The organism is Halocella sp. SP3-1, from assembly GCF_003953885.1.
GTDB lineage: Bacteria > Bacillota > Halanaerobiia > Halanaerobiales > DTU029 > Iocasia > Iocasia fonsfrigidae.
This window is the reverse complement of the sequence record NZ_CP032760.1, coordinates 856767-881560: the sequence shown is the minus strand read 5'-3', so window position 1 is coordinate 881560 and position 24794 is coordinate 856767. Positions and strand designations below refer to the sequence as shown.

The 24794-nt window shown below is 35.7% G+C and carries 22 protein-coding genes and 1 riboswitch; of the genes, 4 read left to right on the top strand and 18 right to left on the bottom strand.

What is annotated here, in order from left to right; translation table 11 throughout:
* Positions 1-7: 7 nt before the first annotated feature.
* A complete protein-coding gene (locus tag D7D81_RS04130; RefSeq protein ID WP_125987570.1) occupies positions 8-796 on the bottom strand; it encodes an electron transfer flavoprotein subunit beta/FixA family protein in 789 nt (262 codons plus the stop codon).
* Positions 797-814: 18 nt separating this feature from the next.
* Positions 815-1951, bottom strand: a complete 1137-nt coding sequence (locus tag D7D81_RS04125) for an acyl-CoA dehydrogenase family protein (protein WP_125987568.1) — start codon at positions 1949-1951, stop codon at positions 815-817.
* Positions 1952-2316: 365 nt separating this feature from the next.
* On the opposite strand from D7D81_RS04125, the gene D7D81_RS04120 reads away from it, so the two are divergent.
* Complete coding sequence (locus tag D7D81_RS04120) at positions 2317-3897, top strand: AAA family ATPase (RefSeq protein ID WP_125987566.1); 1581 nt, start codon at positions 2317-2319, stop codon at positions 3895-3897.
* Positions 3898-4001: 104 nt separating this feature from the next.
* Here D7D81_RS04120 and D7D81_RS04115 read toward each other — a convergent pair whose 3' ends face one another.
* The 5 genes from D7D81_RS04115 to D7D81_RS04095 form a co-directional block, all read right to left on the bottom strand.
* Positions 4002-5639, bottom strand: a complete 1638-nt coding sequence (locus D7D81_RS04115; protein ID WP_125987564.1) for a glycoside hydrolase family 13 protein — start codon at positions 5637-5639, stop codon at positions 4002-4004.
* Between the two features lie 104 nt (positions 5640-5743).
* Positions 5744-6610, bottom strand: a complete 867-nt coding sequence (locus D7D81_RS04110; RefSeq protein ID WP_125987562.1) for a carbohydrate ABC transporter permease — start codon at positions 6608-6610, stop codon at positions 5744-5746.
* Positions 6607-7677: a carbohydrate ABC transporter permease gene (locus D7D81_RS04105; RefSeq protein ID WP_125987560.1), complete on the bottom strand. Its 1071-nt coding sequence runs from the start codon at positions 7675-7677 to the stop codon at positions 6607-6609. The genes D7D81_RS04110 and D7D81_RS04105 overlap by 4 nt, the downstream gene beginning before the upstream one ends.
* A 93-nt stretch (positions 7678-7770) precedes the next feature.
* Complete coding sequence (locus tag D7D81_RS04100) at positions 7771-9021, bottom strand: ABC transporter substrate-binding protein (RefSeq protein WP_205739332.1); 1251 nt, start codon at positions 9019-9021, stop codon at positions 7771-7773.
* A 62-nt stretch (positions 9022-9083) separates the two neighbouring features.
* Positions 9084-9314: a helix-turn-helix transcriptional regulator gene (locus D7D81_RS04095; RefSeq protein ID WP_125987558.1), complete on the bottom strand. Its 231-nt coding sequence runs from the start codon at positions 9312-9314 to the stop codon at positions 9084-9086.
* Positions 9315-9484: 170 nt separating this feature from the next.
* Between D7D81_RS04095 and D7D81_RS04090 the strand changes: the two genes are divergently transcribed.
* The gene (locus tag D7D81_RS04090) at positions 9485-9856 is read left to right on the top strand and encodes a helix-turn-helix domain-containing protein (protein ID WP_125987556.1); all 372 of its coding nucleotides are present in this window, start codon (positions 9485-9487) and stop codon (positions 9854-9856) included.
* A gap of 93 nt (positions 9857-9949) precedes the next feature.
* Here D7D81_RS04090 and phoU read toward each other — a convergent pair whose 3' ends face one another.
* Positions 9950-10603 carry a phosphate signaling complex protein PhoU gene (gene phoU, locus D7D81_RS04085; protein ID WP_125987554.1) on the bottom strand — a complete coding sequence of 218 codons (654 nt, stop codon included), beginning with the start codon at positions 10601-10603 and terminating at the stop codon, positions 9950-9952.
* Positions 10604-10895: 292 nt separating this feature from the next.
* A riboswitch (cyclic di-GMP riboswitch) is annotated at positions 10896-10982 on the bottom strand.
* Positions 10983-11169: 187 nt separating this feature from the next.
* On the opposite strand from phoU, the gene fliK reads away from it, so the two are divergent.
* Positions 11170-12738: a flagellar hook-length control protein FliK gene (gene fliK, locus D7D81_RS04080; protein WP_125987552.1), complete on the top strand. Its 1569-nt coding sequence runs from the start codon at positions 11170-11172 to the stop codon at positions 12736-12738.
* An 18-nt stretch (positions 12739-12756) separates the two neighbouring features.
* Positions 12757-13026: an EscU/YscU/HrcU family type III secretion system export apparatus switch protein gene (locus tag D7D81_RS04075; protein WP_125987551.1), complete on the top strand. Its 270-nt coding sequence runs from the start codon at positions 12757-12759 to the stop codon at positions 13024-13026.
* Between the two features lie 6 nt (positions 13027-13032).
* Here the strand turns inward: D7D81_RS04075 and D7D81_RS04070 are convergent, their stop codons facing one another.
* The 10 genes from D7D81_RS04070 to D7D81_RS04025 all read right to left on the bottom strand — a co-directional run bounded on the left by D7D81_RS04070 (position 13033) and on the right by D7D81_RS04025 (position 24731).
* Complete coding sequence (locus D7D81_RS04070; protein ID WP_125987549.1) at positions 13033-13569, bottom strand: hypothetical protein; 537 nt, start codon at positions 13567-13569, stop codon at positions 13033-13035.
* Positions 13570-13586: 17 nt separating this feature from the next.
* Complete coding sequence (locus tag D7D81_RS04065) at positions 13587-14198, bottom strand: J domain-containing protein (RefSeq protein WP_125987547.1); 612 nt, start codon at positions 14196-14198, stop codon at positions 13587-13589.
* Positions 14164-15066, bottom strand: coding sequence for a DUF5685 family protein (locus D7D81_RS04060; RefSeq protein ID WP_125987545.1), 903 nt, complete (start codon positions 15064-15066; stop codon positions 14164-14166). Before D7D81_RS04060 ends, D7D81_RS04065 begins: the two co-directional genes overlap by 35 nt.
* A gap of 94 nt (positions 15067-15160) precedes the next feature.
* On the bottom strand, positions 15161-16111 hold the full coding sequence (locus D7D81_RS04055; protein WP_125987543.1) for a sugar kinase: 951 nt from the start codon (positions 16109-16111) through the stop codon (positions 15161-15163).
* A gap of 236 nt (positions 16112-16347) precedes the next feature.
* Positions 16348-17667 carry a xylose isomerase gene (gene xylA, locus D7D81_RS04050; RefSeq protein WP_125987541.1) on the bottom strand — a complete coding sequence of 440 codons (1320 nt, stop codon included), beginning with the start codon at positions 17665-17667 and terminating at the stop codon, positions 16348-16350.
* 55 nt (positions 17668-17722) lie between these two features.
* A complete protein-coding gene (gene xylB / locus D7D81_RS04045) occupies positions 17723-19225 on the bottom strand; it encodes a xylulokinase (protein ID WP_125987539.1) in 1503 nt (500 codons plus the stop codon).
* Between the two features lie 65 nt (positions 19226-19290).
* Positions 19291-20451 (bottom strand): ROK family transcriptional regulator, encoded by a 1161-nt coding sequence (locus D7D81_RS04040; protein ID WP_125987537.1) that lies wholly within the window; start codon positions 20449-20451, stop codon positions 19291-19293.
* Positions 20452-20598: 147 nt separating this feature from the next.
* Positions 20599-22644 carry an ATP-dependent helicase gene (locus D7D81_RS04035; protein WP_125987535.1) on the bottom strand — a complete coding sequence of 682 codons (2046 nt, stop codon included), beginning with the start codon at positions 22642-22644 and terminating at the stop codon, positions 20599-20601.
* A gap of 382 nt (positions 22645-23026) precedes the next feature.
* A complete protein-coding gene (locus D7D81_RS04030; RefSeq protein WP_125991901.1) occupies positions 23027-23824 on the bottom strand; it encodes an ABC transporter ATP-binding protein in 798 nt (265 codons plus the stop codon).
* On the bottom strand, positions 23808-24731 hold the full coding sequence (locus D7D81_RS04025) for an ABC transporter permease (protein ID WP_125987533.1): 924 nt from the start codon (positions 24729-24731) through the stop codon (positions 23808-23810). The genes D7D81_RS04030 and D7D81_RS04025 overlap by 17 nt, the downstream gene beginning before the upstream one ends.
* Positions 24732-24794: the final 63 nt, after the last annotated feature.

Genomic DNA, 24794 nt, shown 5'->3' with positions numbered 1-24794 from the left:
ACGCCTCCTATCCTAATATCTGTTGTTCACAAAAGATTTTAACCAAGTTATTTACCTGTTCTTCTGGTGTCCCTTTAAATATATCACCTTTGATATTAATTTCTGGTGTTGCTATAGATACTACCTGAGTAGGAGATCCATCAAGTCCTATAGCAGCTTTATCCAGAACAAGGTCGTTTGCAGTCCAGACTGGTACATCTATTTCTTTGGCCTTCAGTATACCCCTGATAGAAGGTAATCGTGGCTCATTTATTTCTTTATTAACTGTTAATAAAGCAGGCAATTGTAATTTAACAATTTCAAAGCCACCTTCAATCTTTCTCTGAACAGTAATACTTTTTTCAGTTATTTCTGTAATATTTTTTATATATGTGCAGTGAGGTATCGCCAGATGTTCAGCAATACCCGGGCCAACCTGAGCTGTATCACCATCTATAGCCTGTTTTCCACATAATATTAAATCAACTTCACCTATTTTCTCTATTGTTTTGGCTAGAGTATAAGATGTTGCTAAAGTATCAGCGCCAGCAAAAGCTCTGTCGCTGATCAAGACAACTTCATCTACACCCAGTGAAACCGCCTCTTTTAAGGATTCTTTTACCTGAGGAGGGCCCATACTTATGACAGTAACTTTTCCCCCTAACTCATCTCGAATTTGCAATCCAGTTTCAATAGCATGAACATCATATGGATTAATAATACTTTTCACACCACTACGTATTAAAGTATTATTTTTTTTATCTATTTTAACATCAGTTGTATCAGGAACCTGTTTAATACAAACAACAATATTCATTTTTAAAACCTCCTTTTTCTAATTCCAGAGTGTTGCAGCAATTACATTACGCTGGATCTGATTTGTTCCTTCATAGATTTGAGTTATCTTGGCATCTCTCATCATTTTTTCGACTGGATAATCTTTCATATATCCATATCCTCCAAAAATCTGGACAGCATCTGTGGTCACTTTCATAGCGACATCAGAAGCAAAACACTTACACATGGCAGATTCTCTTCCAATCTTGGTTGCACCAGAATCAATCATACGAGCAGTACTATAAACAAGAGATCTGGCAGCTTCAGTCTGCATAGCCATATCAGCTAACATATGCCTTGTTGCTTGAAAACTGGCAATGGTTTGCCCAAACTGTTCTCTTTCTTTAGTATATTTAAGGCAGACATTTATTGCTCCCTGTGCAATACCAACAGCCTGGGCTGCAACTCCAGGGCGTGTCCGATCCAGGGTTTTTAAAGCAACTATATAGCCCATTCCGATTCTTCCCAAAATCTGACTTTTATGAATACGACAATTGTTAAAAATTAATTCACGGGTGGTAGACCCTCGAATACCCATTTTATCCTCTTTAACTCCAAAACTAAAACCAGGAGTCCCTTTTTCAACAATAAAAGCAGTAGCACCTCTGGAGCCCTTACTTTTATTGGTCATGGCTATAACAGTATAAAGATCAGCTTCTCCACCATTTGTAATCCATTGTTTTGTACCATTTAAAATATAAAAATCGCCATCTTTAGCAGCAGTTGTCTGCATATTACTGGCATCACTACCAGCTTCTGACTCAGTTAAGGCAAAAGCAGCAATAGTACCATCAGCTACCTGAGGTAAATATTTTTCTTTTTGTTCCTCATTTCCAAATAATAAAATTGGCATAGAACCCAACCCTGTGGCAGCATAACCAAGAGCAATTCCACCACATATCTTGCTTAATTCTTCAGTAACCAGTGCCATTTCTAAAACTCCACCATCTAAACCCCCATATTTTCCCGGGATAAAGACCCGAAACATATCAGTCTGAGCTATAATTTTCATTATTTCCCAGGGGAATTCTCCACTTTCATCATATTTTGCTGCAACTGGAACAATTTTTTCCTCTGCTATACGCCGGGCAAGATTGCAAATAATTTTTTGCTTTTCTGTCAAAAAATAATCCATATCATAGTCACTCTCCTTATAAATTTATATTAAAAAGTCTGTTCGAACAGTTTAAGGTTGCACCACAGGCACTACGTATTTGACTAAAGCACACAAGAACAGTTTAAGGTTGCACCACAGGCACTACGTATTTGGCTAAAACACACAAGAACAGTTTAAGGTTGCACCACAGGCAGTAATTTTTTGAATTATTTATACATTATTATAGCTTATCTGATTACTTTTATCAATTCAATTGTAAAATAGTTAAAAATCATTTCCTTTTTCATTTAGATAGAGTGCCTTTTAATTTTATGGAAAACACGGTATAATATAGTATAAGAACTTAGAGGAATAATGCTTTCGAAAGGCCAGGTGTTATTTTAATGAGAAGATTTAATGTAACAACAACCTGTGTAAAACACTTACATTACATGGCTGATATTTCAAAAAAACTATATAAAATTATTAAGATGATAGAAACAGGATATTATTTTACTATAAATCGAGCGAGGCAAAAAGGTAAGACAACCATACTTAAGCTTCTGGCAAAAGAATTATCAGATAAATATCTTGTAGTTTCGACAAGTTTTGAAGGTAGTAGTTATCTGTTTGAAGATGATAAAGTCTTTTCACAAAACATTTTTCATGTATTTGCTGAACCTTTTGAATTATTTCAGCCAGAGATAGCAGAAAAAATAAAAAGTTATGGACATGATTTAAAGAATTTGAATGATGTTAGTAAAGCCATTAGTAGATGGTGTTATGAAAGTGAAAAAGAGATATTATTATTAATTGATGAAGTTGATAAAGCAAGTAATTACTATGTTTTTATGGATTTTTTGGGTTTGCTTAGAAAAAAATATATAGCCCAGCAGTCAAATGAAGATGTAACCTTTAAAAGTGTAATATTAGCAGGAGTATCAGATATTAAAAGGATTAAAACACATATAGCAGAGAGAAGGATAATTACAGAAGCAGAAGCAAAAAACTTGTCTAAATCTCAGTACAATAGCCCCTGGAATGTAGCTGAAACCTTTAAAGTCGATCTGGATTTTGATCAGGAGGAAATAGAATCATTACTTCTGGATTATTTATCTGAACACCAGGAAATAGAGATGGATACAAAAACAATTGCTGAAAAACTACATAAATACACATCAGGATATCCCTATCTTGTTAGTAAAATATGTAAGTTAATAGCTGAGGAACTGGATGAAGATTTTTCAGAAAAAGGTATTGAAGAAGCTGTCAATATATTACTTGACGAGAGTAATACCTTATTTGATGATTTGATCAAAAATGTGGAGAATAATGAAGAACTATATAATACTATCTATAGTCTTATTATTGAAAATGAAACTACCCAGTATAATGTTCACGCCTATAACCAGGGTATAATGCATAGTATTTTTAAGAATGATAATGGAAGGTTAGCTATTCATAACAAAATATTTGAATTGATATTATATAATTACATGATTGCTAAAAAACATAAAGAAGAAGTTGGGAAAAAGCTAAGTAATTATACAGCAAGAGGTCTTTATGAGAATGAGAATGGAACATTGGATATAAAAATAGCGCTACTGAAATACCAAGAATATATGCAAAGTGTATATGGCAAATTTGATAAAGGTTTTATAGAGAGACAGGGAAGGCTTTTATTACTAGCCTTTTTTAAACCCATAATTAACGGTCGAGGTTTTTATTTTGTAGAGAGTCAGACAGGCTTTGAACAGAGGCAGGATGTAGTTATAACCTTTAATAATCATAAATATATTATTGAGTTAAAGGTCTGGCGGGGAGATAAGTATCATCAGAAAGGAATAAAACAATTAAATGGTTACTTAGAACTTGAAAATGCTGATCAAGGATATCTGGTTATCTATGACAAGAACGATAATAAGGAATACAGGAGTGAGGATATCAGGGTGGATAATAAGGATATCTTTGCAGTATGGGTTTAACTATCATTAATTTCTATAATTATATTTCTGGAATATTTTTAAAGATAAACGGAAGCAAAGGACCCATCCCTTTGCTTCCTTCTTCTAAAAAATGATAGTATACTTTAAAATATGCTATATATTCTAGCTTCATAGGGACGCAAGATAGTTTTCTCCCCCTTATCTTTATTAGCTGTTGGAAGATTGGCAATTAATAAATCTCTCTCTTTTAATTCTAGCTGATTCCAATCAAACTCTTTCTCAAGAATAGAATTATTCAATATTACAAGTAAGCTTTCATTATTCGATTTACGAATATAAGCATAAATCTGCTGGTCATCTTCCATTAATGGTTGATATGAACCATAAACTAAGGTCGCATGTTCTTTTCTAAATGAAATCATTTTCTTATAATAGTTTAAAACCGAATCCTGAGCAAGCAATGCCTTCTCTACATTAATTTTTTTATAATTTGGGTTAACTTTTAACCAGGGGGTTCCTGATGTAAAACCAGCATTTTGATTACTATTCCACTGCATAGGAGTCCTGCTGTTGTCCCTACTTAGTGGCTGCAACTCATTCAAAACTACTTCCGGGTCACGCCCTTTAGCAATTTCTTCTTTATATTTATTAACAGTCCAGATATCATTATAATTCTCAATGGAGGAAAACTTAACATTAGTCATACCAATCTCTTCACCCTGATAAATGTATGGGGTACCTGGTAAGGTCATGAGCATAGTTGCCAGCAGCTTGGCTGACTCATAACGGTATTTTTGATCATTCCCAAATTTGGAAACTGGCCTGGGCTGATCATGATTAGCCAGATACTGGCTGTTCCAACCGTTTTTTCTGATAACATCATACCACTTTTTCTGAATTTCTTTGTACTTAATGAAATTTTCCCCTGTAAAATTCGCCAGATAGACATGTTCAAAGTGAAAGATCATATCCAGTTCCTGGCGTTCTTCCTGAACATAAAGCCTCCCAATTTCTGGTGTCACAAAAGGGGTCTCTCCAACTGTCATGATATCATAATTGCTTAAAACTTCACGGTTCATTGCTTGCAGTACTTCATGGACCAATGGTTGATTAGCATACTGTTCTGGACTATCTGTTTTTTTAGAGTCAGGTAGTCCATCTGCCTTGCCGATAAAATTAATGACATCCATTCTGAAGCCATCAATACCTTTTTTTAACCACCAATCTATCATCTTAAATACCTCTTCTTTAACTTCCGGGTTTTTCCAGTTAAGATCAGGCTGTTTTCTGGAAAATAAGTGGAGATAATATTCACCTGTCTTCTCATCATATTCCCAGGCAGAACCGGAAAATCTGGATAACCAGTTATTAGGCTCTTTACCATCTTTTCCTTTCTGCCAGATATAAAAATCCCTTTTAGGATTATTCCTGGATGAACGGGATTCAACAAACCAGTCATGTTCATCAGATGTATGATTTATCACCAAATCCATTACCAGATTTAACTCCCTTTTATGGGTCTCTTCCAATAGTTCATCAAAATCAGCCATTGTTCCTAATTCATTCATAATATTATAATAATCCGAAATATCATAACCATTATCATCATTAGGTGATTGATAAATAGGATTCAACCAGATGACATCAACCCCTAACCACTTTAGATAGTCCAATTTTTCAATAATTCCTTGTAAGTCACCAATACCATCTCCATTACTATCATTAAAACTCCGCGGATAAATTTGATAGACAACAGCTTCCTTCCACCATTTTCTGTTCATTACATAACCTCCTCATAAGATTTAATAATACTTTGTAGTATACTTGAAACGTAGTCATTTCAAGCACTTCAAACATTTATCTAAATGCGATCTCGCGTCGCAATTTACCCCTTTACTGAACCGGCTGTCAAGCCCTGTACAATTCTCCTCTGGAAGATAAATACCAGTATAACTACCGGAACAGTTACTATAACAGCAGCTGCCATAATCTCACCATAGGGTACCTGTCTTACAACAGAACCAGTGAAAAGAGCAATAGCTACAGGGATGGTCCGAGCAGAAGGCTCAATTGCAGTAAAGGTCAATGCAAATAGATACTCATTCCAGGCAGCAATAAAAGCTAATAAACCCGTTGTAACCAATGCTGGAGCAGTTAAGGGCAGCAAGACCAAATAAAATGTTTGAAATGGAGTAGCTCCGTCAACCTGTGCTGACTGCATTATTTCCTTGGGCAGCTCTTTAAAAAATGAAGTAAGAACCCAGGTAGTAAAAGGTAAAGTAAAGATCATATATGAAATAACCATACTAAGTCTAGCACTCAAATTAAATTTAGTTATTACTGCATATAGCCCTGACAAAACAGTTATCTGAGGAAACATAGTCATAGCTAAAATCAAATAAAGTACAGGTTTTTTCCCCCTAAAAGCTAATTTGCCTAAAGCAAAGGCAGCAAAAGAACCAACAATCAATGCTAACAAGGTTGTACTTCCTGCCACAATAGCACTATTCAATATGCTTTTCACGAAAATTTTATTTTTAAAGACGGCAGCAAAGTTCCTCAATGTAGGACTGAAATCCATTGTTTCCGGATTTCTAGGCACAAGCGTAGTCGGAATCATCTGTAGCTGGGCCTCTGATTTTAAAGAAGAGTTAACTGCCCAGTAAAAAGGAAACAATAAATAAAGAACGATAATCATAATAACAGACCAAAAAAGAATTTTCTTAAATATATATTTGATATCTATAATCATTCACTATCTACCCCCAATAATCTCATGTAGATTACTGCAAATACAAAAATAATCATAAAAATAATAACACCGACAGCTGAAGCCAGGCCCATGGCCCTGTTACCAACCAACTGATAATAATTATAACTGGCCAGGGAATAGAGCCTTTGTCCGACAAGCACCTGAAACAAACCGAAAACCCTTAAAGAATCTAAAGTCCTGAAAATCAATGCTACAGCAAGTGCAGGTTTTAATAAAGGAAAAGTAATCGAAAAAAACTGTCTTACCTTATTGGCCCCATCTACCCTTGCTGCTTCATAGAGTTCACCAGGTATAAGCTGTAACCCTGCCAATATCAATAAAGCCATAAAAGGTGTGGTTTTCCAGACATCCACCATTATCAATGAAAACAACTGCCAGTTATCAGCAGTAAGAAAAGCAAGCTGACCATTCCCTATACCTATCTTTTCGAGAAACATATTGAATAAACCAACTCTACTGGGGGCCAGGATCCATTCCCAGATTCTAGCTGAAACAACTGTAATTACAGCCCAGGGTAATAACATCACTGCTCTCATTAAACCACGTCCAGTAAAATTACTATTAACAAGCAGTGCAATAATTAAGCCAAATACTGTTTCTAAAGAAACAGCCGATAGAGTAAAGATTAAAGTTGTTATTATTGAATTAATAAATTCTGGATTAGTTGCTCCAACCACATATCTTTTTCCCAAGAAATTAAACTGACTTAACTCTTTATAACGTTTAGGACTCCCTGGTAAAACCTTAAAAGACGGCTCATAAACTTTTACTCCTGTTTTAGAATCAATCTTTACCTGATTAGTTCCCTGCTCTATTACAGGAGGTAATTCTTTAATAGTAAAATTAAATAGTTTGCTATAATTGTTAAACCCTATAAAATGTGTCTGATTAGTACCAGCAAAAGTCCTGTCAGTAAAGCTAGTATAAAAAACCTGACTCAAGGGATAAATTGCTACAATTAATAAAATAATTAAAGTTGGTGTAAGAAGTTTATATGCTAATCTCTGCTCATCTTTTACTAAGTCTGACTTACTATTTCTGTCCATTTTATTTTCCTCCATTCCAAACAATATCTCCTGAAATTACTCTCCTGTACCATTCAATACAGGAGAGTAACCTTTTATTAATCTCTATTAAACTTATTTGGTTTCCGGACTACTAGTTTCAAAGCCGGTAACACTCTGCAAGTCTAGTTGTAAATACCCAAGGGAGTTATCAGCACTATTTTTACCTGTTAAGACAGAGTGTACTGCTCTAAAGAATAACGCTGAAATTTCATTATACTTAGTAGAAGTAACAGTAGTAGGTCTAGCAACAGCACTTATGAAAACATCATAAAGCCTATTATAATAAGGACGAACTTCTAGAACTTCTTTATCTCTATAAAGTGCTTTAATAGTTGGATTATAAGACTCTTCAATAGTCCTGTATTTCTGAGCATCATATGAAGTCATAAACTTAACAACATCAGCGGCAATTTTCTTATGTTTACTGTATTTACTTACCGCCAACTGCCAGCCACCAAGGGCTGCCGCAGCAAAGCCACTGTCTCCAGCAGGAGGTGGAGCAAGGTCAAACTTCCCTTTAATTACACTATCAGCAGCATTGCCAGACTGCCAGATGTGGCGTGAAGATTCTTCTATTAGTCCAGTAACACTTGCAGGAGAAATACTTCCCACCCAACCTGCAGCCTGTTTAACTGCTGCAACGGCTTCAGAATTATAAATAGTAATCTCCTTATCTTTATTTATAATAGTACCTCCACCATTAGAATAAATCCATTCTAAAGCATTACATGTTAAACCTTCATAGGCATTACCTTGCCAGACATAACCCCAGAAATCCTCTTTCCTTTCAGCTCTTTCACCCTTTTGAATCCTGGCAGCCATCCCTTCCAGTTCATCCCAGGTTTTTGGGGGCTCACTATAACCATATTTTTTAAGTAAATCTGTACGATAGAAAAGCAGACCAGCATCAGTATACCATGGCATAGCTACTAAACGGCCCTCAACAGTATTATTATTGATATTCGCCTCAAAGTGGTCTTTAACTATTTCCTCAGCACCGTACTTATTTAAATCAACAAGGTGGTCAGCTATAATCCCCGGCCAAACAACATCAACGACTAGTATATCCACTTCAGAACTTTTTGCTTCAAAAAATTGAAGATATAGGTTCAGACTGTCTGTAGAAGAATCCGGCATTTCCAAAATCTGTACATCAACCCCCGGATGGCTTTCATTATACATTTCAGCCAATTTTTTAGCAGATGGGATCGCGCTTCCACCAATAGCCACTTTGATAATAGTTTTCTCTTCAGCCATTACACCTGTTGCAAAGAGACTAACAACAAAAACAAAGATCATAATTAATAAAATGGTTTTTTTCACTTAAAATCCCCCTTTAATTTAGTTGAATCAATTCAAGCCTGCATTCAATTTAATCCATCCTCTCATGCACAGTTTTGCTTAGGATTCGCTCTCTTATCGTGAATATTGTTGGTAAAAAAAATTTCTTCTATTGTTACTTCAAAATAATCTGCTAATACTTTTGCTTTCTTTAAACTTGGTCTACGCTCACCAGTTTCATACATTGCTATGGAACTTGCTGATATACCAGTGTTTTTAGCCAATTCTTTTTGAGTCAGCTTTTTCTGTTTCCTTAATAAAGCTAAATTCTTCATGAACGCACCTCCTTCACTTTTCGTGAGCGCCTTCATTTATATATTATAATCACTTTATGTGAATATGTCAATAGTTATTTTATATTTTTTTCACTATTTGTGAATATATATTGATTGCACTCACCCTTTGTGATATTTTTAAAGTATGATTTTTTATAGGGTGTGAAATAATGCTTAAAGACAAAATTAAAAAATTAAGAAATGAAGAAAATATTAGTCAACGGAAACTGGCTAAATTTTTAAACTTATCACCTAGTACTATAGCCATGTATGAAATTGGAGAAAGGAAACCTGATATAGATACTTTACAAAAAATTGCAGATTACTTTAATATATCTGTCGATTACCTCCTTGGAAGAACCAATGAACGTGCACCAGCAGATAAGTTAATTTTGAAAGATAAAAATACAAATGTAGAAATAAAAGAATTATTAAATCGTTTTAACGTCCATCTTGATGGAGAATTTCTAACAGAAGAAGATAAGGAAAGTGTTATTACCCTACTCCGAATGCTCCGGAATAGAAACAAAAAGAAACCCTAATCCTCACACAGTCTGCCACCCCTCTGGCATGCTTTGATCAAAAAAACCACCCCTTTATCAGGAGTGGTTCCTTAGAGTTTATTTATAATTTTCCTAATATTTAACTCTCTTACCGGTCACTGTATAAATTGTCTCTTCACCAATATTTGTGGCATGATCACCTATTCTCTCAAGGGACTTGGCAATATTAATAAAACGAACAACCTGACTAATCTTCCTGGTTCCTTCGCTTGCATCAATTATTTTGATACTGCTTTTATAAATCTGTCTATATATATTATCTGCTTCTTCGTCCTTACGACAGACAGCCTCAGCCAGGTCAACATCCCTGGTTACAAAGGCCTCTAGAACTGTATCCAGCATATCAGAAACCAGATTGGCCAGTTCAGGAATCATTACTAAGGGTCCTAAGTATTCTTCATTTTTAAAATCTAGAACAGTTTCTGCAATATCATTTGCCAGGTCACCAACTCTTTCCAGATCACCAGCAATCTTAACAGCAGCTATATTATTCCAGACATCTCTTTTTAACGGCTGACCAAGTGTTAACAAACGAGATGCCTCTTCTTCAATAGTAATCTGATAATTATCAAGAAGGTCATCTTTTTGAATTACTTCTTTAGCCAGTTTTATATCTTTTTTATCTAATGCCTTAATCGATTTTTGCAGCATATCCTCAGCTATCTCGCTCATATCGCTTAAATCAGCCAGCAGTTCTTCCCATTTTTCATCATATTTCTGTTCCATTTGCCCTCTTCACTCTCCCTCTCCCTTTTTGTGTTCTCTTTAATTTTATATTTCTTTATAGCTATTAAAAATCCTCCTTCTTCAATTAAAAATATTTCCTAGTTATTATTATATTATTCTTCAACAAATAAATATTCCTATTTAAATTTAGGCAAAATAAAAAGCAAGAGAAACCTCTTGCTTTTCAGGGGTGGAGAAATTATTATAATATAAAGCTTTAAGCTGTGTATGGCAAATAAAAAAACCTGTCAAACCAAAAGGTTAACAGGCATAGATCCTTCTGGTTCTCTTCTTCGGTTACCCGGCTACCGTAGTAGTAAACTACCTTAGGCCCGTGGTTTTGTGTCCCCATCTTTCAATAGGTTTACCATTATCGGAAAAGAACAGTATAATTATGTAAAACAATTTTTTTATCTCTTTCTAATTATATATATTATAGATAAAACGTAAAAATCCTTCTTTTTATTTAAAAAAATATTATTTTTTCCATTTTATTTTTTGATTTTATGATATTTTATGCTACAATTAAATTGTAGCAAAATTCTATACCTTAAAAGAGGGATATTATGAAAATTACCAGTAAAACATATGATATCTTATTGAATATGATTAATACAAATCTAGAGACACAGGAACAAGAGGCTATAAATAAAACCATCTCTAATCAGAATACAATGAATAATAATCCTACTACAGATAACCCTTCAACCCTACCTGCTGATCTAGAAAATCTATTACAAAACCTTGATCATAGTCAAAAAAATAAGTTGTTTGCCCTATTAAGCAAAATGAACCTCCCGCTAAGTAGGGAACAGTTGCTGCAATTACAGACAAATAGTTCTAATGATACAAATACTAAGCAAAATGCCCGTCTTACGGCCTTAAACATCCTAATCAGCAATAGAATACCTCTCTTACCAGTTCTGATATCCAGCTTAGCTGAAACCCTTGACCCGGAGAGTTCTCTAACTAATAAAATAAATCAAATATTAGATAGTATTATTGAAAGAAATATTAACAAGCAAAATCCAGAGCTAAAAGAGAACACTCCTTCTGAAACAACAAATAATAATCTAACTAAAGCAGATACTATAGCCGGTCATCAAAAAGAAATTAATCAATTACTGAATAATATCATTGAAAAAAATGTAAGTAAATCAAATCCAGAACTGAAGACCAACACTAATCTTGAAACAGAAGGCCATGATATACTTAAATCAGGGAAAAATGTAGTAGACCAACAGATTTCTCTCTCTAACAAAATTAAACAACTGCTGGATAATATCATCAAAATAAATGTTAGTAAACAGAATACAGAATTAAATAGTAATACTTATCTTAAAGCAGAGGAAACCTCTTTTGCCGATAAAATTAATCAGTTATTAGAGAACATTCTCGAAAAAGATAATAATAAACTAAACCCAACAATAAAAGATATCCATCATGCTAAATTACAAACTGCTGATCTATCCAGACAGAATATCACTGAAAAAAATACAGCTCCCTCCAAAACAGGAAATATTTCCCGGGAAATTAATAAACTACTCCTTAAAATAGATTTACCCTCTGGTAAATTGGCTCAGGAACTGGAAAAATACCCGGAAACCATTAAACAGAGTCTACAATCCTTAGTAAATCAAACAGGGGAAGAAAACTTGAAAACCTTTAATCATTTACTTGGACAACAACTTATTAACCAGCAGGAAAATATATTACTTAATATAGAAATACCATTGATGTTACCAGATTCCAAAAAAGCAGTCCCTTTCCACCTGGAAATAAAAAAAGGCAAAACAGAAAAGGAGAAAAATAAACAGGGAAAAGGAAAAAATTATAAGATAAGGTTTATTATCTCCTTGGAGAAGAGGGGAACGATTATGAGTGATATAACATATACGGGAAAAAAACTGAGCAGCAGTTTTTATTGTGATAGTAAAGAAACCTGTCTATTAATTAAAAAATATATGCCTGAATTAAAGCATAACCTGGCAAAATCGGGTATAGAACTGGTCAACTTCGATATTAACCAGCTGGATGAAAAAGAGGAACATAAACAATCCCCTATCCTGAATAGCCTGGAACTCAGCCTAGCAGAACAGTCTGGAGAATTTATCCATATAGATTTTAAAGTATAAAGGGAAAGGATGCAAATAATGACTAAAAAAAGGAGAAAACTAAGTAAAGCAGCCGCCTTAACATATGACCCCCAAAAAGATAATGCCCCCAAAATAGTGGCTAATGGGAGTGGTGATATAGCAGATAAGATTATTGCTGCTGCCCGCGAACACAATATACCAATCGAAAAAAATCATGATATTGTAGAGGTCCTGGTACAACTCAATATAGGGGAAGAAGTCCCAGCAGAATTATACCAGGCCATTGCAGAAATATTAAGTTTTATTTATCAAATGGAAGACAAATAGAAGTAACTATTTGCTTTTTATTATACCCCGCAAAAGCCGCATATAATAAGAAACAGCTATACTATAACAATAATCATAAATAAGAAAATATATCTCCGCAGAGATAATTAAAATATATACAGATATATCAGTATTAAATAAGGGAAGGCTTAATATCCTGGTATTCAATAAATAAAAAATCAGTAAAGCTATATTATAGGAAAAATACTTTATCAACCATTCTACAGTTAAGCAGTTCCTTTTTTCAGCCAGAGATTTAATTATCCCATAATAACCAAAATAAATTATATAAGGCAGCATTAGCAACTTATTTGGTATAATAATTAAACCCAGTAATGATGCAGCTATAAAAGTCAAAAAAGCCGCTTTATTATTAAACTCAATTACCATAACTGATATAAAAACTGTGCTTAAAGAGAAAAGAAAAATTCTAGTGGTAGGCAGTACAACCGCTAAATAAAGGAAAAAAATCGTTAATAATACTGTAATACCTCCTGTTGCATTAAACCTACTAAGGCTATATTTCTCTCCAGAACTATTCATAATAATAGCCCCCCTTTTTAACAACAAGCTATCAAATCTCCCCCTAAACACTCACAACAGCAATCACTACAACATAAACAGGTACACAAATCGCAGGCATCAGCACCACCGTATCCCCTGTTCCTGCCGGAAGCACGGTAAGCTGCATTTTGTTGATGCAAATTATTTAAAGTAGAACGGTATTCACTATTAGAAGGGTCCATAGCAACTGCTCTATTAATCTGTTGATAACCCTGGTCATACCAGCCTTTCTGTAGGGAAATAACCCCTTTCAAGAAAAACCATTCAGCATCTTTCTGTGAGATACTGTCCAATATCTTTTCTGCCTGAACTATATTACCCCGTTTAATCAACTCCCTGATCTGGGCATAGGTATGATAACTGTTATTACTATATCTGTTACTGGAAGACTGGTATCCATTATCTTGACCTTGATTATATCCTTTATTTTTCATTAAATAATTATAGGCCTTATTAATCTCCTCTAATTTTTCCTCTGCCAGGTCTGAGAGGGGATTATTGGCATATTTATCTGGGTGATACTTTTTTACCAATCTCTTATAGGCCTTTCTAATCTCCTCTTTACTTGCCCCTTCACTCAGTCCCAGTGTCTTGTATGGATTTTTCAATTTCTCTTCCCCCATTATTTAATTTTTTCTCCATTACCCGATATAAACCAAGATAAATAATATTTTCCAGTATATTATTATATCTGTGTACTGTAAGTAGTTGATAAGCTTTGGCCAAATTATTTAGTGAATAAGTCAGAGTAAAGACAATATTTTCTTTAATTCTATCTTTAAATTCCTGTAAACCCTCAGCCTCACTATAATTATACTGGAGTAAAAGAGGGTTGTAATTTTTATAATTAATATCATCTTCCAGGTCACTAAAGGCATCCAGAATATAAATCCATCTCCCCAGATTATAACCCAGAGAAGCAAGTATCCTCCTACATTTTTTTTCAGTAATATATGCCGGAGTGAAAATCACAGACATTATCCTGGCAAAGACATCTGCACTCTTATCTACAATATCATTTCCTGCCGTTTCCAGGTCTTCAAGCTTTTTAAGGGATTTTTCAAAAAAATGAAAGCTTGTAGCATATTTTTCCCTTTTGCCCCTTGAAGCAAAATAATAAACAGGCATACTTAATAAAGATTTAAAAGAATGCTCATCATGCCAGTTATCAAGAAGTTTTAAGAACACAAAGATTACATTCAAATCTGCAGCATATTCCAGGTGTTGATTCTTTTTAATAAGCGGGTTTTTTTTGAATGGATTAACAATACAACCCTCATGGTTGATTTGGGGTTCATCTTCATCAAGGGCAGTTAATAATAAAGCCAGGAAAGTAAAGTCATAATTAAGTCCAAACCTGGTCAATTGATTTGAAGATTTACCAAGTGTTTTACAAAGTCCACAATAAAATGCTCTAAACAATTTATATTCTCTAACCTTTAATTCATCTTTATATGGTACTACATATCCAAACAAATAGTTTCACTCTTTTCATAACTTATTTTTAAATATATTATTATTTTAAGTTATTGAGAAGAAAAAATCAAATTAAGATTCCATTAGTAAAATTTTATCTGAATATATCAGAATTACCCTTTAAAAAGGCATTAAGGTCCTGTGAAGTAGGAAAAGCTTCATAATCACCTGGTAGGGTTACAGCAAAAGCACCTGCAGCATTAGCAATCATAGCCGCTTCAAAAATATCTTTTCCTTCCAAAAGACCAGATAAAAAACCAGCTGCAAAAGCATCACCTGCCCCAGCCGCATCAACCTCTGTACTGGAAAAACCCTCTACTATTCGCCCCTTTTCTTTATCAGCAATATATGAACCTGTTTTTCCCAGTTTTAAGGCAACAATTTCCGGACCCATTTCGATAAACTTTTGAGCATAATCTTCTGGTTCATCCATTTTACCTAACAACATATCAGCTTCTTTGACACCAGGCAGTAAAATATCCACTTCTCTAATCAAACTTAGCAATATTTCTTTGGCCTTTCTCCTATCCCAGAGTTTAAACCTGATATTGGGATCAAAAGATACTAAGACATTATTTTGATGTGCTATTTCAATCGCCTGCTGGACTGTAGCCAGACAGGAAGAACTTAAAGCAGGGGTTATACCTGTCAAATGAAGGTATCTGGCAGAAGCAATATATTCTTCATCTAAATCTTCAGGAAGCATATAACTGGCAGCAGACTGCCTCCTATAATAATAAACCTGTGAAAGGCCCAGTATCCTTCTTTCTTTAAAGAAAACACCTGTGGGGGTATCTACATCCATGATAACTCTTGAAGTATCAACCCCCTCCCCTTTTATAACTGATAAAACATACTGTCCAAACTCATCACTACCCAATCTACTTATCCAGCCTGTACTATGCCCTAATTTATTTATACCTATTGCTACATTTGTTTCGGCCCCGGCAATCTGCTTTTTAAAACGGTCAACATACCTTAAAGGCCCCGCTTCTGTTGGATTCATTAAAACCATTGTTTCCCCTAATGTAATTACTTCTGGCATATAATTCTCCTCCTGTTTACTTCATTTTATAATATAAAACAAAGTTTTATTATTTAGTATATATACTTTTCTATATCAATCCTCCTAATCCTCCCTGGAATTATAAAATTATTATAGTTTTATTATAACATTTACTCAGAACAAAAAAGGAAGGGCCTCTTTCTACCCTTCCTTCTTCTCCCTTTTCCTTGGATGCTATATCTGCCCATACAACTTTATTAAATAACTAAAATACTCTAACTCTCTATCAAATATTGGTTAATGATACTTTCTAGCATCTCCTGTCTACCTGATTCATTAACTATCTGGTCATGATTTAAGGCATAATCTGCAAGTTCTTCAAAACCAAGCTCTTTTTTAATTATCTTGGCTCCTATACCATGATCATAACTGGCATATCTGTTGGTAATAAATTCCTCAATAACCCCATCTTCTAATAATTTATAAGCAACCTTTAAGCCCTGGGCAAAGGCATCCATCCCTGCGATATGACCATAGGCTAAGTCAACCGCTTCAAAAGAAGGTCTCCTTACCTTAGCATCGAAATTTAACCCCCCTGGTGCCAGACCTCCATTTTTTAGTATCTCATACATAGCAAAAGTGGTGGTATATATATTTGTAGGAAACTGATCAGTATCCCAACCCAGTAACATATCACCCTGATTGGCATCTACACTTCCGAGGATACCATTTAAACGGGCAAACCTTAATTCATGCTGAAAGTTATGCCCAGCTAGAGTTGCGTGATTTGCTTCAATATTAGTCTTAAAGTATTTATCCAGACCATATTTTTTAAGAAAAGCAAAAACAGCCGCTACATCAAAATCATACTGATGTTTAGTAGGTTCTTTAGGTTTAGGTTCAATTAAAAACTGTCCTTTAAACCCTATTTTTTGGGCATAATCAACTGCCATCTGTAAAAAACGGGCTAAATTATCCAGTTCAAGACCCATATTAGTATTTAACAGTGTTTCATAACCTTCACGACCACCCCAGAAAACATAATTTTCACCACCCAGTTCATTGGTAATTTCCAGAGCCTTTTTTACCTGTGCTGCAGCATAAGCAAAGACATCCGCATTGGGAGAGGTTGCTGCCCCATGGACAAAACGGGGGTGTGTAAACATATTAGCTGTTCCCCAGAGGAGTTTTATACCTGTTTCTTTCATCTTCTCTTTGATTAAAGCCACTATTTCATCCAGGTTCTGATTTGTTTCCTCCAGTGTTTTACCCTCAGGGGCAATATCCCTATCATGAAAACAAAAATAAGAAAAACCCAGTTTGTTCATTAATTCAAAGGCAGCCTCTACCCTTTTTTTGGCCACTTCCATCGGGTCATTAATATCATTCCAGGGGCGCTGCATAGTTCCTGCCCCAAAGGGATCACTACCATCAGCAGTAAACGTATGCCAGTAAGCCATTGAAAAACGGAGGTGTTCTGCCATCGTTTTCCCGCCAAGCTCTTCCTCTGGATTATAGTACTTAAAGGCAAGTGGATTAGTAGATGCTGGACCTTCATACTCAATTTTTGGTATTTTGCCAAATAACTCTTTCATTGTTAATTCCTCCTTGGTTTTATTAATTATTAAATAAATATCTTTAATAACTGACCTAGTTAAGTTTGGAAAGTTCCCTGTAATTATCCTTTACTGCAGGATAAAGATTCTGATAGATGTTGTATAATTTGTTATAGTGGGCTACATTTTCTTCTACAGGTGAAATACGTTTGCTGATTTTAATTATTCGAGATTCAGCTGTTGCAAAATTATCATAGACACCTGCCCCTACACCTGCAATCAGGGCCGCTCCAAAGGCCGGTCCTTCCTCTATATTCAAAAGACAGATCTCCTGGCCAAATATATCGGCCATAATCTGCTGCCATAACTGGCTTTTAGCCCCACCACCAATAGCCCGGATTTCCTCTGTCTTAATCCCTTGAGCCTTAATTAATTCCAGGGAATCCCTTAATCCAAAGGTAACCCCTTCCATCACACTACGGATAAAATGCCCCTGTTCATGTTTACCGGAGATTCCAAAATATACTCCCCGGGCATTGGCATCAGCATGTGGTGTCCTTTCACCATAAAGATAAGGTAGAAATACTAACCCATCACTGCCGGGTTCTACTGCTGCAGCCAGCTGATTTAATCTATCATAATCAATAGTGTCATCAAATAATTTCTCCTTGACCCAGTTAAAAGACATACCAGCTGACAGCATAACACCCATCATATACCAGTTATCGGGAACTGCATGGTTAAAGAGGTGCATCCTCCCCTGCTTATCAGCAGTAGGTTTATTTGCCTGGGCCATGACAACACCAGATGTCCCTATACTTACCATTACCCTTCCCTCTTGAATAATCCCACTCCCGACAGCACCACAGGCATTATCAGCACCCCCGGCAATTACTGGCGTGCCCTGCTTAAGACCTGTTTTATCAGCAATATTTTTACTTATTCTACCAGCAATATCTATCGAATCAATAACCGGTGGTAATATCTCGGGAGATATATCAAGTTTTTTAAGTAGCTCAGCTGACCATTTTTTCTCCTTGACATTTAATAACAGGGTGCCGGCAGCATCTGATACCTCAGTAAAAATCTCACCAGTCAGGTGGTAGCGGATATAGTCTTTAGGTAAGAGGACAAGTGAAACCTGCTGATAATTTGCTGGTTCATTATCCTTCAACCATAATATTTTCGGAGCAGTAAAACCCTCTAGAGCGGGATTAGATACATAGTTAATTAAATTCTCTAACCCACCTGCCCTATCATATATCTGCTGACACTGACGGCTGGTCCTGGTATCACTCCATAGGATAGCAGGTCTAACTACCTTCATATCCTTATTAAGGAAGACAGAACTATGCATCTGCCCAGATAAACTGATACCTTTTATCCCAGCCGGCTCCACACCTCTATCTTTGACTACACTGGAAATCACTTTCAAGGTAGCTTCCCACCAATCAGCCGGGTTCTGCTCAGCCCAACCGGCCTGGGGGGTATGTAGGGGATATTTTTCTGTCTGACTACTGACTATTTGACCATCTTCTTTAATTAAAAGTGCCTTAATACCGCTTGTTCCAATATCCAAACCCATTAAATAAGCCATATAAAATAACCTCCTGCTTTTTACTTAACTTAATTTAAGACTTAAATTTTTTGCCAATGCTAAAACTACTCCTGCAAATTCAAGCTCTTATTATAAACCAGTTGAGCCATACCATATACAACGGCCAGGTCCTTTAGCTTAGTAAACTTAATAGTTGTTTTCTCGAAAGAAATCGCTAGGGTTTCATCTTTTAAAACATTAATCATCTGATCATAAATAATATCCTTGACTGAAGAGATATGCCCTCCCAATATTAAATAGGCAGGACTTAGACTATTTATAATATTTACTAAGCCTATACCGATATTTTCTCCTGTTTCATGTAGTATATCAATTATCTGTTTATTACCCTTTTTCCCCTGCTGATAAATCTCCTCCTTTGTCATCTTGGTATCCAGTTTTTTATTAACAGTTTTGACTATATAATTTTCAGAGGCCAGTGTCTCCCAACACCCTTTATTGCCACAATGGCAATAGGGACCAGAACTATTAATAATAATATGCCCAAACTCACCGGCATTTCCACTTGCTCCTCTATACAGTTTACCGTCAAAAATAATTCCACAACCAATCCCTTCATTAATTGAAACATACACAATATTATTTATATCAGGGTAAACAAACTCTCTTTCACCGATCACAGCAGCATTGGCTTCATTTTCTATCACAATAGGCAGGTCATATTTTTCTCTGAGCATTTCAGCTATTGCAATTTTTCGCCAACCCAGATTAGGGGCAAAGTCCAGGGCCTGTTTCCCCCGGTCTATTAAACCAGGTACTGAAATCCCAATACCCATAACATTCTCTAGAGATATGCCTTTATCCATAAGCATCATATCTATCTCCTGGAGCAGTCTCTGCACAACACCTGTCGGGTTCTTATCAACTATGGGGAAGGTCAGCTTTGTTTCTATAGAAAACTTTAAATTAAACATAATAAGCTTTACTTCTTTAACCTCTATAGAGACAGCAAATATATAAGCCTTATGTGGATTAACTGTCAAATATACTGGTTTGCGCCCCCCTGTTGAATCACCCTTTTCTGTCTCAATAACATATCCATTTTTTAATAAAGTCTTAACATGATTTGTTACTGTTGCAGCACTATAACCTGTATTATCTGCTAATTCTTTACGGGAAATAGGTCCGTATTTATGAATTGATTTAAAGATACCTAGTTGATTTAGATCCCTAATAAATAGCGAATTGCCTACTTTAATCTCCATCTCTTATACATTCCTTATTATTTTATTTGTTTTTTTAAGGGTTAAATTTACTCTTGTATTATTTTATTCTCCTTCAATACAAAAAATCCTTCTTTTTTAAGATAATTTTTTTACTTTTTTGATAACTATCTTTTGATACCTGATTCATCAAGTTTTTAGTTTTTTTTTCAGAATAGTAGGATCTTTTTTAAATTGTAGTCTTCTACTCTTTCTAAGTATATCTACACTACTAAGATCCATCCTTTCCACTGATAGTTCATAAAGAAATCTGGAGGGTTTTACTTCCTTTTCCTCCCCATTATTACCACTCTTGCGCTGTGAAAAACTCATAAATAATATCTTTTTTGCCCTGGTCATAGCCACATACAAAAGCCGCCTTTCTTCTTCCACAGCATAAGGGTTGCTACCCGCAGCAGCCTCTTCCAGGCTCTTCTGATGTGGAAAAACATCCTCTTCAACTGCTATAATAAACACTACCGGAAACTCTAAACCCTTGGCCGAATGAGCAGTCATCACCTTAACACTATCAGTATTATCCTCTTCCAGTTCATCCTGCCCGCCCAGGAGTTCATTTATCAATAGATAATCATACAAGGTACTACCTGGATTATATTTATGGTAATTGTAAATGTCTTCCATAAAAAAATTAATATATTTTAAGCGCTCTGCTGTATTCCCCAGCTCATTAATAACATTATTCTCAAAATCAATCAGTTCATATAATTGAAGTACTTTACGGGGGAAAGGCATTTTCATCTTACGAAGCCCCCTAATTCCATCAAGAACCCTTAATTTAAACTCGATTAGATTAGCAGCTTTTTTCTCTCCAATACCTTTCACCCTTGTTGGGTCAGCCAGGACATCAGCAACCTGTATCTTGTGTTCACGGGCATATCTATTAATCTCACTTAAAAGGACATCACCTACCCCATCTGCTTCAATTCTGAATAAGCGTTTCAGGGCAAGACCGTCCTCAGGGTTAACCAGGAGCCTAAGATAGTTAATAAAATATCTTATTTCCTGCCGATCAAAAAAGCTAACACCACCAATCAGCTGATAAGGTATATGTGAACGTGGAAAGACCTGCTGAATATAATGAGACTGAAAATTGGTTCTACAGAGAACAGTAATGTCCTTGTAACTATAATTATAGTGATTTACCAGATCATTAATTCTTCTAGCCACATAAGCAGCCTCTACCTGTGGATTTTTGGCTCTGGTTAAAAATATAGGGGCACCATCCCCTTCTTTTGTCCAGGCGGTTTTCTCTTTATTTTGTTTATTATTACTTATCAATTGGTTAGAAACACTTATAATATTATTTGTACTTCGATAATTCTGCTCTAATTTAATAATCTCAGCCCGGGGATAATCTTTTTCAAATTCCAGTATGTTTCTTATATCAGCTCCCCGAAAACCATATATCCCCTGCCAGTCATCACCAACCACAAATATATTTCTCTCCGGCTCTGCCAGCAGACTGGTAATCTGATACTGAGCATGGTTTACATCCTGGTATTCATCTACCTGAATATATTTAAACCTGTTTTGATATTCCCTTAATATCTCAGGGTGTTTACCGAACAATTCTATTGTCTTTTTAATCAGGTCATTGAAGTCAAAGGAATTGTTATTGACCAGTACTCTTTCATACTCTTGATATATCCTGCTAAGTATTTGATAATAGTGTTGGGAGCCTTTATTTTCCCCGGCATATTCCCTTACCAGAAATTCAGGGGCTATTAATTCCATTTTAGCCTTTTGAATTATATTATAGGCTATTTTAGCCTCATACTCCAGATCATCCAGGCCAAACTCCAGTATTATATCTTCAATAATATCAACTGAATCAGTGGTATCGTAAATAAGACACCCTTCACTCCTGTTCACCCTGGCTAAATTATCCCTCAAAATCCTGAGGCAGATACTGTGAAAGGTTCCCAACCACATTCCCTTAATCCTTTCTTTACCAAGAAGCTTAACTATTTTCCCTCTCATATCATCTGCCGCCTTATTTGTAAAGGTAAGGGTTAAAATATTAGCGGGATCAACACCATTATCAATAAGCCTGGCCGTTCTGTATGTTAGTGCCCTTGTTTTACCACTCCCTGCTCCAGCCAATACCAGCACAGGCCCTTTTAAAGCCTTAACGGCTTTCTGCTGTTCCTCATTTAAAAATCTAGCTAAATCCATATCTAACTCCTTATTATAAATTTAAGATAATATAAATAACTGCATATTTAAAAGGGCACCTAAGTGCCCTTAGAAGAAAGTGGCCTAACGACCATCCAAACTTAATTACTAATTATTAACCTTACTTAAGAATACTTCTTACACAAAGTCAACTAGATCATAAAACCCAGACAAATATATTTGTCGGACGACTCTAGAAATTGTCTGGAAGCACGACGCTGGAAGACAATTTCTTGACAGTAAACGGAGGCAGGACGCCGTATTGAACGGCAAGGGAAACAAATATATTTGTCGGTCTTCAAGGTTATCTACAATTTCAAAATTACATAATTATCTTTAACAAGAACATCTATCAACAATGCAAACTACAAAAATTTACCCTTTAGTCATTCAACAATACCCTGTCATCTGTCAATTCATGCCCTCTAAGCTCACTAAACTTCTGCAGTAGACCAGCAACAGTTGTCTCTGCCCTTTCCTCACCTTTGATGTCCAGAATAATCTGCCCCTCGTCCATCATTATTGTCCTGTTACCCATATCCAGGGCTTGTTTAAGGTCATGGGTTACCATTAAAACAGTAAGGTTTTTCTTTTCAACAATTTTTTCTGTTATTTCCATAATCTGAATAGCAGTACTGGGATCTAAGGCAGCTGTATGTTCATCTAATAAAAGAACCTCAGGGTTACCCAGAGTAGCCATTAATAATGTAAGTGCCTGCCGCTGACCACCTGACAAAAGTTTTACAGGGTATTCCAACCTCTTTTCCAACCCCAGGCCAAGAAGACTCAATAACTCACGAAACTCCTGGCGGCAGGTTTTATCAAGCCCAGGTCTTAATCCCCTGCGTTTTCCTCTCAAAGTAGCCATAGAAAGGTTCTCCTCAATAGTCATCTCCGCAGCAGTCCCCATTAAGGGATCCTGAAAAACCCTACCCACTAGAAAGGCCCTTTTGCTGACCGACCAGTCTGTAACAATTTGTTCATTTATCTCTACCTGACCTATTTCTGGAAAGTAGGTTCCAGCTACCATGTTAAGAAGGGTTGATTTGCCAGCCCCATTACTACCGATAACTGTAAGGAAATCCCCACGAGGTACAGTAATATCTATTCCTCTGAGAGCATAGTTTTGATTCACCTTACCATAATTAAAAACCTTATGCAAATTACTTAGTTTTAGCATCATGCCTACCTCCTTCAAGTAAATATTCGGCAAACTCATCCTGAATCATTATTTTTCTTAATGAAGGAGCACCAAGTGCCAGTACTACTAATACAGCAGTAACTACTTTTAGGTCTGTTGGTGCAAAACCCAGTTGTAGGGCTACTGCAATTGCCAGCCGGTATATAATAGACCCTAAGATAACACCAAGAGTAGCAAAGGGTATTTTACTGGTACGGATAACAACCTCACCTATAATGACAGAGGCCAGTCCAATTACAATCATACCAATACCCATGCCAATATCTGTAAACCCTTGGTATTGGGCCACAAGTGAACCAGATAAAGCAACCAGACCATTAGCCAGGGCCAGCCCCATAATCTTAATGGTATCAGGATTAACCCCCAGTGTTTCTATCATAACAGAATTATCCCCTGTTGCCCTGACAGCCATACCTAACTCTGTATAAAGAAAATAATCTATCAATCCTTTTATTAAAAAAACAATAATTATGAAGGAAATAAGTGCTACATATCCAGCCGGTATCCCAAAATCCCTTAGAATACTTATAATCGTACGTTCCCTTAAAAGCGGGATATTTGATTTACCCATAATCCTTAAATTAATAGAGTATAATGAAGTCATGGTGAGTATACCAGCAAGCAGTCCAGCAATATTGAGCTTAGTATTTATAATACCGGTAATTATCCCTGCTATACAACCAGCTAAAAAAGCAAAAAAAGTAGCCAGAAAAGGATTAACACCTGACACAATTGACACAGCAGCTACAGCTGCCCCCAGGGGAAAACTCCCTTCAACTGTTAGGTCAGGAAAATCCAGTATTCTAAATGTAACATAGACCCCCATAGCCAGAAGACCATAAGCCAGTCCTTGTTCAAGGGTTCCCATTAATAAATTAAACGACATTAATTCCACTCCTATCTAGTTCCTTGGCAATAAAAACCCCATCCCCTTTTAGAAGATGGGGGC